At 47.0% G+C, this 12553-nt stretch carries 12 protein-coding genes; 8 read left to right on the top strand and 4 right to left on the bottom strand.

The annotated features are described in order from the left end of the window. The first annotated feature begins 8 nt into the window (after positions 1-8). The gene (gene rfaY / locus OGV50_RS20260) at positions 9-695 is read left to right on the top strand and encodes a lipopolysaccharide core heptose(II) kinase RfaY (protein WP_110493650.1); all 687 of its coding nucleotides are present in this window, start codon (positions 9-11) and stop codon (positions 693-695) included. A gap of 53 nt (positions 696-748) precedes the next feature. On the opposite strand, the gene tdh is transcribed toward rfaY, so the two are convergent. After that, positions 749-1774, bottom strand: coding sequence for an L-threonine 3-dehydrogenase (tdh, locus tag OGV50_RS20265; protein WP_012135756.1), 1026 nt, complete (start codon positions 1772-1774; stop codon positions 749-751). A gap of 9 nt (positions 1775-1783) precedes the next feature. Further along, positions 1784-2980, bottom strand: coding sequence for a glycine C-acetyltransferase (kbl, locus tag OGV50_RS20270; RefSeq protein ID WP_012135757.1), 1197 nt, complete (start codon positions 2978-2980; stop codon positions 1784-1786). 215 nt (positions 2981-3195) lie between these two features. Between kbl and rfaD the strand changes: the two genes are divergently transcribed. Genes rfaD through OGV50_RS20305 form a run of 7 tightly spaced genes read left to right on the top strand, consistent with a single transcriptional unit; the run spans position 3196 to position 10465 of the window. Then, positions 3196-4128 carry an ADP-glyceromanno-heptose 6-epimerase gene (rfaD, locus tag OGV50_RS20275; RefSeq protein ID WP_012135758.1) on the top strand — a complete coding sequence of 311 codons (933 nt, stop codon included), beginning with the start codon at positions 3196-3198 and terminating at the stop codon, positions 4126-4128. An 8-nt stretch (positions 4129-4136) separates the two neighbouring features. After that, entirely contained in the window at positions 4137-5183 is a 1047-nt protein-coding gene (rfaF, locus tag OGV50_RS20280) for an ADP-heptose--LPS heptosyltransferase RfaF (RefSeq protein ID WP_058668282.1), read from the top strand. 3 nt (positions 5184-5186) lie between these two features. Next, entirely contained in the window at positions 5187-6155 is a 969-nt protein-coding gene (gene rfaC, locus OGV50_RS20285; RefSeq protein WP_200093270.1) for a lipopolysaccharide heptosyltransferase RfaC, read from the top strand. Positions 6156-6173: 18 nt separating this feature from the next. After that, complete coding sequence (locus tag OGV50_RS20290) at positions 6174-7457, top strand: O-antigen ligase family protein (protein ID WP_181421280.1); 1284 nt, start codon at positions 6174-6176, stop codon at positions 7455-7457. Continuing rightward, positions 7450-8463, top strand: a complete 1014-nt coding sequence (locus tag OGV50_RS20295) for a glycosyltransferase family 2 protein (protein WP_101744167.1) — start codon at positions 7450-7452, stop codon at positions 8461-8463. The genes OGV50_RS20290 and OGV50_RS20295 overlap by 8 nt, the downstream gene beginning before the upstream one ends. Position 8464: 1 nt before the next feature. Next, positions 8465-9520 (top strand): lipopolysaccharide core heptosyltransferase RfaQ, encoded by a 1056-nt coding sequence (rfaQ, locus tag OGV50_RS20300; RefSeq protein ID WP_286488725.1) that lies wholly within the window; start codon positions 8465-8467, stop codon positions 9518-9520. Then, a complete protein-coding gene (locus tag OGV50_RS20305; protein ID WP_200093264.1) occupies positions 9521-10465 on the top strand; it encodes a glycosyltransferase family 8 protein in 945 nt (314 codons plus the stop codon). A 26-nt stretch (positions 10466-10491) separates the two neighbouring features. Here OGV50_RS20305 and OGV50_RS20310 read toward each other — a convergent pair whose 3' ends face one another. Together OGV50_RS20310 and OGV50_RS20315 are read right to left on the bottom strand one after the other, a co-directional pair. Continuing rightward, complete coding sequence (locus tag OGV50_RS20310; protein WP_047460263.1) at positions 10492-11484, bottom strand: glycosyltransferase family 8 protein; 993 nt, start codon at positions 11482-11484, stop codon at positions 10492-10494. A 37-nt stretch (positions 11485-11521) separates the two neighbouring features. After that, entirely contained in the window at positions 11522-12541 is a 1020-nt protein-coding gene (locus tag OGV50_RS20315) for a glycosyltransferase family 8 protein (protein ID WP_012135766.1), read from the bottom strand. Positions 12542-12553 lie beyond the last annotated feature (12 nt).

Genomic DNA, 12553 nt, shown 5'->3' on the forward strand with positions numbered 1-12553 from the left:
GGGAAGTGATGACCATCAGTAAGACACATGAAAAGGGCTATACGGTCTATTACAAAGAGGAAAATAAAGACCTTAAGTCCCTGATGGATAAGTATATGAATAACGAAATCAGTGGCAAACCGCTGAACAGCGGCAACGAATTCCGCAGCGTAGAACTTGTTGAATACCAGTCACGGAAGTTCATCATCAAAAACGATCGCGAAATAGACCCACGATTTGAGAAAAAGATTCAGAATTTTCTCTCCGGGCCTTTTTATTCTCAGCTGATCCAAAAACTGGACAGCCTGGCGCCACAAGTGCGTGCCTGTACCGCCGATCTCTACTGTGTGGCCGAGAAAACACGTTTTCGCCAGTGCTATGATGTGTATACCCTTCATGAATATATTGAAGGGGAGCCATTAAATGATATTAATGAAAGCAATAAAGAAGATATTAAGGCGTGTATTCAGCAACTGCACCGGGCAGGTCTGGCCTCCAATGATATTCATGCCGGAAACTTTATCCGCACACCTTCCGGGGAATTGCGCATCATCGATTTATCCTGCAAAGGAAGTCTGAAAATTTGCCAGGCAAATGATATTTTAGTATTACAAAATAAATACCATATGAATATTGAAGGTCAGGGTCTGGTTTATAAGCTTATTCAGCTTAAAGAGAAATTCAGACGCTTATCCCGCAAGATGCGCGGAAAATAAAAACGCCATTTTACGGCCAGGTTCGGGAAAACCTGGCCGCCAGCAGGATGCTATCAGTCCCAGCTCAGAATCACTTTTCCTGACTGGCCTGAACGCATCGCATCAAAGCCTTTCTGGAACTCATCGATGGAGAAACGGTGGGTGATGATCGGAGACAGATCCAGACCAGACTGAATCAGCGCCGCCATCTTATACCAGGTTTCAAACATCTCACGACCGTAAATACCTTTAATAAACAGCCCCTTGAAGATCACCTTCGTCCAGTCGATAGACATATCCGAAGGCGGAATCCCCAGCATCGCGATACGACCGCCGTGGTTCATGGTATCCAGCATGGCGCGAAACGCAGGCGGCGCACCGGACATCTCCAGGCCGACATCAAACCCTTCAGTCATGCCCAGATTAGCCATCACGTCGGTCAGGTTCTCTTTCGCAACGTTCACCGTGTGGATGATGCCCATTTTACGCGCCAGTTCCAGACGGTACTCATTCACATCCGTGATCACGACATGACGCGCGCCCACATGTTTCGCTACCGCCGCCGCCATGATGCCGATCGGGCCGGCACCGGAAACCAGCACATCTTCACCGACCAGATCGAACGACAGCGCCGTGTGTACGGCATTGCCGAAGGGGTCGAAGATAGAGGCTAAATCATCGGAGATGTTATCCGGGATCTTAAAGGCGTTAAACGCCGGAAGTACCAGATATTCCGCAAAACAACCGGGACGGTTAACACCGACACCCAGAGTATTGCGGCACAAATGCGTACGGCCACCGCGACAGTTACGACAATGGCCGCAGGTAATATGGCCTTCGCCGGAAACGCGATCGCCAATCCTGAAGCCTTTAACTTCCTGACCGATACCGACCACCTCGCCGACATATTCATGCCCTACCACCATCGGAACTGGGATGGTTTTTTGCGACCATTCATCCCAGTTATAGATGTGAACGTCAGTGCCGCAGATGGCTGTTTTACGGATTTTAATCAGCAGATCGTTATGCCCGACTTCCGGTACCGGAACGTCAGTCATCCAGATGCCCTCTTCCGCTTTCAGTTTGGATAACGCTTTCATCTCACATCCTCAGGCAATAACGCCCAGTTGTTTACCAATACGTGTGAACGCCTCAACCGCACGCGTGATTTGCTCAGGGGTATGCGCCGCAGACATCTGGGTACGAATACGCGCCTGACCTTTCGGAACAACCGGATAGAAGAATCCGGTCACGTAAATCCCCTCTTTTTGCAGTTCGCGGGCAAATTGCTGCGCAACCACCGCATCACCCAGCATCACTGGAATAATAGCGTGATCGGCGCCAGCCAGCGTGAAGCCCGCAGCGGACATTTGCTCACGGAACTGACGCGCATTCGCCCACAGGCGATCGCGCAGTTCGCTCCCCGCCTCAACCATCTCCAGCACTTTAAGGGAGGCCGCCACAATGGCAGGCGCCAGGGAGTTAGAGAACAGATACGGACGGGAACGCTGACGCAGCCACTCCACCACCTCTTTACGCGCCGCCGTATAACCGCCAGATGCCCCACCCAGCGCTTTGCCTAACGTACCGGTAATGATGTCCACGCGTCCCATTACGTCACAGTATTCGTGAGAACCGCGACCGTTCTCCCCGACAAAACCGACAGCATGGGAGTCATCAACCATCACCAGCGCGCCGTAAATGTCTGCCAGGTCACAGACGCCTTTCAGGTTGGCGATAACGCCGTCCATCGAGAACACGCCGTCGGTGGCGATCAGCACATGACGAGCGCCAGCTTCACGGGCCTCTTTCAGACGCGCTTCCAGCTCCTGCATATCGTTGTTGGCATAGCGAAAACGCTTCGCTTTACACAGGCGAACGCCATCAATAATCGAGGCGTGGTTTAACGCATCCGAGATAATCGCATCTTCTGCGCCCAGCAGGGTTTCGAACAAGCCGCCGTTGGCGTCGAAGCAGGAAGAGTACAGAATAGCGTCTTCCATACCGAGGAAGTCCGCCAGTTTTTGCTCCAGCTGTTTATGGCTGTCCTGAGTGCCGCAGATAAAGCGCACTGAAGCCATGCCAAACCCGTGAGAATCCATTCCCGCTTTTGCTGCCGCAATCAGTTCGGGATGGTTAGCCAGCCCCAGATAGTTGTTGGCGCAAAAGTTGATGACGTGGCTTCCGTCTGCCACGGTGATGTCCGCCTGCTGCGCAGACGTGATAATGCGCTCTTCTTTAAACAATCCTTCCGCACGGGCGGTTTCCAGATCGTTGGTTAACTGCTTATAAAAATCCCCACGCATTGCGATTCTCCAGACTGGGCAAATTTCAGCACATATTACCCAAAGCTATACATTGATACGAGATGACGCATCATCACTTCTTGAAAATGCAGCATAAATCACGCGTACCCGCACAGCTTATCGGTGAATGGCTGAAGCCTGGGCCGTGTAGTGATATGATAAGAAGTATTCGTGTCTGAGATTGTCTCTGACTCCATAATTCGAAGGTTACAGTTATGATCATCGTTACCGGCGGCGCGGGCTTTATCGGCAGCAACATCGTTAAGTCCCTGAATGATAAAGGCATCACCGATATCCTGGTGGTGGACAACCTGAAAGACGGCACCAAGTTCGTCAACCTGGTGGACCTGAATATTGCTGACTATATGGATAAGGAAGACTTCCTGATCCAGATTATGGCCGGAGAAGAGTTCGGCGATATCGAAGCGGTTTTCCACGAAGGCGCCTGCTCTTCCACCACCGAGTGGGACGGCAAGTATATGATGGACAACAACTATCAATACTCCAAAGAGCTGCTGCACTACTGCCTGGAACGTGACATTCCGTTCCTGTATGCCTCCTCTGCGGCAACTTACGGCGGTCGCACCTCTGACTTCATTGAGTCTCGTGAATATGAGAAACCGCTAAACGTTTACGGCTACTCTAAATTCCTGTTCGACGAGTATGTGCGCCAGATCCTGCCTGAAGCCAGCTCGCAGATTGTGGGTTTCCGCTATTTCAACGTTTACGGACCGCGTGAAGGCCATAAAGGCAGCATGGCGAGCGTCGCTTTCCATCTGAATACTCAGCTCAACAACGGTGAAACGCCGAAACTGTTTGAAGGCAGCGAAAACTTCAAACGTGATTTTGTCTACGTCGGCGACGTGGCTGATGTAAACCTGTGGTTCTGGGAAAACGGCGTGTCCGGCATCTTTAACCTGGGCACCGGGCGCGCGGAATCCTTCCAGGCCGTGGCGGATGCCGCGCTGGCTTATCACAAGAAAAGCGATCTTGAGTACATTCCGTTCCCGGAAAAACTGAAAGGCCGTTACCAGGCGTTCACGCAGGCGGATCTGACCAATCTGCGCGCCGCAGGCTATGACAAACCGTTCAAGACCGTTGCCGAAGGCGTAACGGAGTATATGGCCTGGCTGAATCGCGACGCGTAAGAAGAAACATGAAAATACTGGTGATTGGTCCGTCCTGGGTAGGCGACATGATGATGTCGCAAAGTCTCTATCGCACGCTCAAGGCGCGCTATCCCCAGGCGATAATCGACGTGATGGCGCCCGCGTGGTGCCGCCCGTTATTGTCGCGTATGCCGGAGGTCAACGACGCGATCCCCATGCCGCTTGGCCACGGGGCGCTGGAAATTGGCGAGCGGCGCAAGCTCGGTCATCGTCTGCGTGAAAAGCGCTATGACCGCGCCTATGTTTTGCCGAATTCGTTTAAATCCGCGCTCGTTCCTTTTTTTGCCGGCATCCCGCATCGCACCGGCTGGCGCGGCGAGATGCGCTACGGCCTGCTCAACGACGCGCGCGTGTTAGATAAAGAGGCCTGGCCATTAATGGTGGAACGCTATGTGGCGCTGGCCTACGACAAAGGCGTTATGCGTACTGCCCAGGATCTGCCGCAGCCTCTGTTATGGCCGCAGCTACAGGTGAGCGAGGGCGAAAAGTCCCTCATCTGCAACGAATTTTCTCTTTCCGCTGAACGTCCGATGATTGGTTTTTGCCCCGGCGCGGAATTTGGCCCGGCGAAACGCTGGCCGCATTATCACTATGCGGAACTGGCAAAGCAGCTCATCGATGAAGGCCACCAGATCGTCTTGTTTGGCTCAGCAAAAGATCATGACGCCGGAAATGAAATTCTGGCTACACTGAATACTGAGCAGCAGGCCTGGTGCCGCAATCTGGCGGGAGAAACGCAGTTGGAACAAGCTGTTATCCTTTTATCCGCCTGCAAAGCAGTTGTCACGAATGACTCTGGTTTAATGCATGTCGCCGCTGCGCTGAACCGTCCGCTGGTCGCGCTGTACGGCCCCAGCAGCCCGGACTTTACTCCCCCACTTTCGCATAAAGCGCGGGTTATCCGTCTGATTACGGGTTATCACAAGGTGCGCAAAGGGGATGCTGCGGAGGGGTATCATCAGAGCCTGATTGACATCACGCCGACGCGTGTCCTGGAAGAACTCAATAGTCTGTTATTACAAGAGGAAGCCTGACGGATGCGGGTTCTGATAGTCAAAACATCATCAATGGGGGATGTGTTACACACATTGCCCGCACTGACTGACGCACAGCAAGTCATCCCGGGTATTCAGTTTGATTGGGTGGTAGAAGAAGGATTCGCGCAAATTCCATCCTGGCACGATGCTGTCGATCGCGTGATTCCCGTCGCTATTCGCCGTTGGCGTAAGGCCTGGTTTTCCGCGCCCATCAAAGCTGAACGTAAAGCCTTTCGCGATGCCGTACAGGCACAGCAATACGATGCGATTATTGATGCCCAGGGGCTGGTAAAAAGCGCGGCGCTGGTCACAAGACTGGGACGCGGCATAAAGCACGGCATGGACTGGAGTACGGCCCGGGAGCCCCTGGCCAGCCTGTTTTACAACCGAAAGCATCACATCGCTAAAGCGCAGCATGCCGTTGAACGCACCCGCGAGCTGTTCGCTAAAAGCCTGGGGTACAGCAAGCCACAGTCCCAGGGCGATTATGCGATTGCGCAACATTTCCTGAGCAATCTGAATGCAGACGCAGGGCAATATGCGGTATTTTTACACGCGACCACCCGAGACGATAAGCACTGGCCGGAAGCAAACTGGCGAGATCTGATCGGCCAACTGCGTGATGCGGGTGTACGCATTAAGCTGCCCTGGGGTGCGCCCCATGAAGAAGCACGGGCAAAAAGATTAGCGGAAGGATTTGATTATGTGGATGTTTTACCACGAATGAGTCTGGAAGAGGTCGCACGCGAGTTGGCGGGGGCAAAATTTGTAGTGTCCGTTGATACCGGGCTTAGCCATTTAACCGCCGCCCTTGATCGACCTAATATCACGCTGTATGGCCCGACCGATCCGGGACTGATTGGGGGATATGGGAAGAATCAGTGCGCGCAAAAGAGTCATTCAGGGAAGATGTCAACTCTGGGTGCGGATGCCGTCAAAGTATCATTGCTTGATTTTAATTTGCTATAACTTTTAAAGAGATTAATCATGCTTCGTGGACACACGTTTTCTCGCTTTATCCGCAGCACGCAAAATAATCCGTTTAACGTTATCTATTTTTTATTTTATGCCGGGTGCCTGACGACCCTGGCGATGCTGCTGATCAATCCAGACGAAGCTTTAAAAGTTTTTATTGCATGTGCGGTTCTGTCGCTACCGATTATCGGTAAACACAGCAAGTCACTTCTGAGTGATAAGAAAAACCTGCTGTTACCCGTGATGCTGTTGCTCTTCGGTTTAGTACAAATTATTTGGGTTGAGATCTTTAAAGAACCGGGCTCATCCTTTACTGGCGCTTATCGCTCATACCAGAACGGCGGTAAAGTGATGATCTTTGCCGCACTGATTGTCACAGCCCTGCAATCGCCAATCGCATGTGCGATGAAAGATCGTATAACCCGCTACTGGGTGATTGCGACGGCTGTTGGTTTGTATCTTTTTGCGGGTTATCAACTCCTCACCTCACCAGATCCGCTTAACTACCGTGTCGAACTGGGTTTTGAACATCCGACAGGAGCGGCTTATGCGTTGACGTTTGTCGCATTGCTTGCGTCCCAGGCCATCATCAACTTGCGGCTGAAGCATACAATCCTGCTCTATTTATTACACTTTTTGGTATCACTGGCGGTTATCACTATAACGCAAACCCGCGCCGCCATTCTGGTCTATCCGGTTCTGAGCATAGGGCTATTTTTCTTACACTATCGGCATAACCGTACCGTTTTGCTGCGTACGTTACTGGCCTTTATTGTTCTCGCGGGGCTGGCGGCAATCCCTTTAAAATCGGTGATTGAAAAGCGCTATAACAGCTTCGTAACCGATATGCATTCTTACAGTAAGAAGAACAGTAATACCTCGATTGGCGCCCGACTCGCGATGCAACGGGCGGGTATTGATGCTGGAAAAAACCACTACTGGGGCCAATCACTTGAACAACGCGATGCTGGAATGCGGGATTTTGCCCGACAGGATACCTCGTTAAGAGGAGCACTTGGGTTCGTCGACATCCATTTGCATAACGAATTCATTGATACTTTTTCTCTTAAAGGGATTTCTGGCGTCATCGCTCTGCTCTTTTTGTATCTGGCGATGTTTTTAAAAGCTTATACACAACGTAGCCCTCTGTTATTCATCATTTCCAGTGCTATAGTTATCTATGGTTTAAGCGACTTATTATTATACGCCAAAGGTGAAACTCTGAGCAGTATGCTGGCATTATGCGCGGCGATGATGCTGACACCAGGCACGATGAGAGAGTTATGCCATGATTAACGCTTCAGATTATTTGCTGAGCATTATTATACCGGCATACAACAATGCCGAATTCATTACGGATACGCTGGCGTCTTTACATCAGGGCATCACTAATGAGGTAGAAGTAATCATTATTAATGATGGCTCAACGGATTTGACTGAAGAACGCATAAATGCGTTTTATCGCGAACATCATTGCAATAACGTGAAATACATCTACCAGGAAAATCATGGTGTTGCGATTGCCCGCAACGTCGGGTTGTCACATGCGACAGGGAAGTATATTGGCTTTGTTGACAGCGATGACATTATTAGCCCGGATTATTTTTCGGTTCTTCTCCCTAAATTAAGAGAAGAGAAATATGATATCGTTGAATTCAACTTAACCCGTGACATTAATAATCTCTATCAATGCAAAAAAGATAAGCCGGATGCGGTAAAACAGAGTGAAATTACGTTAACTGATGAAAATTTAACGCAGTTATTACCCACTTTCCGTGCGGGTCAATGGCACCTTGTAACAAAATTCTTTCGCCGTGACATTATTGGGCAAGACCGCTTCGAAGAACATCATCGTTATGAGGACATTATTTTTTGTCCATTTCAATACTTTAAATGCCATAAGATCTTAAAAATAGATAACAAGCTATATTATTATCGAATAAACGATCGGAGCATTACCGAGAATATTCTTGAAAATGATGCGCAATATATTTTCTTCGCCATGCGTAAAATGTGTGACTATATAAAAGAAAATGATGAAAAACGAACTGTAGCCACATTAATGATCATTAACTGCTTCCTTGAGGGACGCAAGTTGCTGCGCAAGAAGAAAGGTTATTATCGCTACGAAGAAGATATGATCAGTGACATTCAAGATGCACTAACATGCTGTGATACAAGCATCGTTAAAAGAAAAGTCATTTATAAAATGAAGTACCCACACATTGATCGTTTTATTTCAAAAATACGATTTAAAGCCATAAACGCTTGCAAAATGTTATTTGTTAGCAAGGAAAGTTAATATGTTTGATAAAGTAGAAAGAATTCTTATTTGCAAGCTTAAGTTTTATGGCGATGTTCTGCTCATTACCCCTGTTATTGCCAGTCTCCAGGCAAGTTATCCGCACGCAAAAATTGATATTCTTCTTTATAAAGACACCAGGGCAATTTTAGCTGCTGATGAGAGAATCAACAACTTTTACCTTATTGAAAAAAAGAAAGGTCTGCTGGAAACCATTAAAAATTATATATCGGTACGCCGCCAGCTGAAAAAAAACCACTATGACCTTATTGTCAACTTAACCGAGCAATGGCCTATTGGCGCACTTATCGCTTCCCTACGCCGCCCCTCTATTGCCTTTAAAAGGGACAAGAAGCAGTGGAATTGCCTTTTTACAAAAGTCACACCAACAACCGGAACTCATATTGTTGAGCAAAACTTATCCATTCTAAAAGGCCTCGACTTTAGTGAAAGCGAGCTCAAAAAAGAGATGTTGCTCTGCTATCGCGAGAGTGACTATCAATATTTACTGACTCAGCTTCCCGCGCTTCCCACGCAAAAATACGTTGTGATTCAACCCACTGCAAGACAGTCCTTTAAGTGCTGGGATGATGAGAAATTTGCGCATGTCATAGATTATTTGCAGCAACGCGGTCTGCATGTTTACCTGACCTGTGGACCCGCAGTACAAGAACAGCAGCAGGTAGCGCGTATCGCCGGACTGTGTCAATCACCACCAGACCTGACGGTGGCAGGTAAAACGACCTTCCTGCAACTGGCGGCGTTAATCGATCATGCAGTACTGTATATCGGCGTGGACTCCGCCCCCATGCATATGGCTGCCGCATTAGGTACGCCGCAGGTATGTTTGTTTGGCGCCACAAATTATCAACAGTGGAAACCCTGGTCAGATAAAGCTGCGCTGATCTGGGCAGGCGATTATCATCCAATGCCGACCCGGGCAGAACTGGACAGATCCCGGAAATACCTGACCTGGATACCAGAACACGCAGTTATTGACGCTATCGACACCGTGCTCCATGATAGCAACCCGGTTGAAGGAAATGAGACAGCGTAAATGGATAACAAAACTAACGTAATTAATATTGCCTACTGCACAGATGCTAATTATCTGGAGTATGTTGCCGTATCCATTATGTCTGTCATAATGAATAACCCTGAGCAATCTCTCGCATTTTTTGTCTTTGTCTATGATGTCAGCGATGAAGATATTGCGAAGCTACAGTCGACCAGTCATAAAATTCAGGTTATCACGATCGATAAGGCTGATATTGAAAAATATAACAATGATTTTGCGATAAAACATCTCAATCGCTCAACTTATATGCGTCTGGCTGTGCCCCGTTTACTTAAAGACAAAGTAGAGCGTTTTATCTATCTTGATGCCGATACGCTATGCTTTGACTCACTCAGTGAGATTAACAGCGTTGATATTGATGATGTTGTTTGCGCCGTCAGCCATGACTCTCTCAACATTCATGATAATAAACACGCCCGGCGATTAGGGCTGAGCATCGATCACTATTTTAACGCTGGTTTCCTTTATATTAATGTCGCGAACTGGATTAAGCATGACATTGAACATAAAGCAAATACCGTGTTATTTGAGCAAGGAAAATCATTGCCTTACTTTGATCAGGACGCACTCAACATTGCAATGAACGGCAATATTACGTTTATTGATAACCGCTGGAATTTCCTGTTTAACTGGTTTACTGACGAACAGAAAGAAAATTTCTTCTATCACAGTGACACGCTGCCAAGAATCATTCATTTTACGGGTGGAAGAAAACCGTGGTATAAAGAACATACGGGGCTGTCGCAACAGCTTTATATTTTCTACCACCATTTCACGCCCTGGCGGAATGCAGAGTTACGCTCTTATGCCCCTCGTATGAGGCCTACCGATTATCGGGTGTACTCCCGTCAGGCGGCAAAAAAAGGTAATTATTTTACCGCCATAAAATGGTACGCAAAGTACCTCAAAACCAAGATTCATTAAAAAAAAGCTCCCCTCGGGGAGCTTTTTTACTTACCTTTGACTTTTTCGGCCAGATAGCCTATGTAGCTGATAATTGAAGCAATATATTTACCCTGTAGCCTTTCATGACGTGACTTCTTCTTATACTGCTTTGGCGTTCTGGCAGGCAACAACGGCACATTCGCCCATGGTGAAGCCTTCCATGCCTCCACAAAATACTGTGCAGACGGATAATTTGCCCAGGAATTCCAGGGTTTAGTTACCCCAATATAGTGAATAAGAATGGTATCCGCCGTTATATATTCTTTATAGCGTGATATATCTTTGCTTTTTAACTCTTGTTTTATACCATATATCGCATTGTAGATACGCGGTAAAAAGATCACCTTATTTAAGAAAAGAATATTTAAAACATCCTGATCGGGAAAAGAGAGTTTCTGATTTTTATCCAGGAGGATATCAAATGCAGCACCAATAAAGTTCTGCTCTTTCCACTTTTTAAGATTCGCATAGATCACACCAGAGTTAAAATAATCACTATTTTTCTCAATATCTCTGGCAGGACTATCATCGACGTCCCTTACTACCGCAGCAACATGCTCATCAAGGTTGAGATGACTCAATTCAACAAGTGAGCCTTTGCATATTACGTCTGCATCAATGTACAGGAGTGAATCAACTTTTTCGCCTAAATATTCAAATGCGATAAAGCGGAAATACATCGCATGAGACCAGGCATTACCGCTGGGCAATACCTTTAGCCCCTCGGCATCCATAACATATATTGAGATGTTAGTAGAGAATTGCTGCGCCAGCATACTTATTTTCTGTTGATAATCATCATCCACATAATCAGTAAAAAGATGGAAATGGATATTGATGTCTTTATTATGTATCAACACTGACGTCATCGAAATCGCGGCGCCAAACATGAAGTTTTTATCAACACCCCAGGCGATATTGAGCTGTGGACTCTCCCCGGCTGGTGCTTGATTAAAATCAAGTATCTTTTTTATAGACTGATGGCAATCAAAAATCATTCACTACACCTATTTAAATTTATTTTCAACAAGCCACTCAATGCACTTTAGCGCCGTGTAGCTTATTTTTAATATACATTATATGGCTAAATATAGAACGAATATATTTTCGCTGTATCCTTTCATGGCGTGACTTACGCTTATATAATTTCGCCGTATTTGCATTGAGTAACGATTTTTCTGCCCATGCCGATTTTTTATAAGCCTCAATAAAGTACTTAGAAACCGGATAGTTAGCCCACGTATGCCACGGTTTTGTCACGCCGACATAATGAATTAATACCGTACTCTCAGTGATAAAGTCCTGATAACGATATTCATTTTTATTCTTCAGTTCCTGGTCTACGCCATAAATACAATTAAAATCACGCCTCAGCAGGATCACATGTCCAACAAATAAGATATTCAGGATATCCTGGTCAAAATAAAGCAGTTCTTTCTGACGCTCATGCAAAACCTCAAAGGCTTTGGATAACAGTTTTTTTTCTCTCCAGACATGGAGATTAGCGAATACCACCCCTGAATTAAAATAGTCACGAGCTAACTCAGGAATACCCAGTCTCTGCCCGGATTTTAAACGTACTCGATCAATATCATTAACAACAGCCGCATATTCTCCGGCAAAATGAATATCTGTCAGTTCCCGCAGCGAATTTTTACAAACGATATCGGCATCCAGATACAGCACAGAATCCAGTTCACGACTTAAATACTCGAACGCAAAATAGCGATAGTACATCGCATAGGTCCATGCTTTAGTACTCGGCAACTTGCGAAACGCCTCATTATCGAAAACCAGAACCGTTACCGTTGTTCCATACATTTGCGTGAGTCGTTCCACGCTTTCCAGGTACTCATCATCAACATAGTCCGTCACAACATAGAAATGGATATCAATATCAGGGTTGTTCACCAACACTGATGTCATTGAAATTCCAGAGCCAAATAAAAAATTTCGATCTACACCATATGCAATATTCAACTTTTTGCTTTTCTGGTGTGTAGCGTTGTCGATAACCTTTTTTTGAATTATTACGTTTTCAAAATCAATGTTCATGATGAGATCACC

The sequence above is a fragment of the Citrobacter sp. CK180 genome, from assembly GCF_030333655.1.
Classification (GTDB): Bacteria; Pseudomonadota; Gammaproteobacteria; order Enterobacterales; family Enterobacteriaceae; genus Citrobacter_B; species Citrobacter_B koseri.

Bases quoted from the DNA above. Each gene is read 5' to 3' on its own strand.
- rfaD (WP_012135758.1), top strand. From the start codon at position 3,196: ATGATCATCGTTACCGGCGGCGCGGGCTTTATCGGCAGCAACATCGTT.
- OGV50_RS20295 (WP_101744167.1), top strand. From the start codon at position 7,450: ATGATTAACGCTTCAGATTATTTGCTGAGCATTATTATACCGGCATAC.
- kbl (WP_012135757.1), bottom strand. From the start codon at position 2,980: ATGCGTGGGGATTTTTATAAGCAGTTAACCAACGATCTGGAAACCGCC.
- rfaY (WP_110493650.1), top strand. From the start codon at position 9: ATGACCATCAGTAAGACACATGAAAAGGGCTATACGGTCTATTACAAA.
- OGV50_RS20305 (WP_200093264.1), top strand. From the start codon at position 9,521: ATGGATAACAAAACTAACGTAATTAATATTGCCTACTGCACAGATGCT.
- rfaQ (WP_286488725.1), top strand. From the start codon at position 8,465: ATGTTTGATAAAGTAGAAAGAATTCTTATTTGCAAGCTTAAGTTTTAT.
- rfaC (WP_200093270.1), top strand. From the start codon at position 5,187: ATGCGGGTTCTGATAGTCAAAACATCATCAATGGGGGATGTGTTACAC.
- tdh (WP_012135756.1), bottom strand. From the start codon at position 1,774: ATGAAAGCGTTATCCAAACTGAAAGCGGAAGAGGGCATCTGGATGACT.
- OGV50_RS20310 (WP_047460263.1), bottom strand. From the start codon at position 11,484: ATGATTTTTGATTGCCATCAGTCTATAAAAAAGATACTTGATTTTAAT.
- rfaF (WP_058668282.1), top strand. From the start codon at position 4,137: ATGAAAATACTGGTGATTGGTCCGTCCTGGGTAGGCGACATGATGATG.
- OGV50_RS20290 (WP_181421280.1), top strand. From the start codon at position 6,174: ATGCTTCGTGGACACACGTTTTCTCGCTTTATCCGCAGCACGCAAAAT.
- OGV50_RS20315 (WP_012135766.1), bottom strand. From the start codon at position 12,541: ATGAACATTGATTTTGAAAACGTAATAATTCAAAAAAAGGTTATCGAC.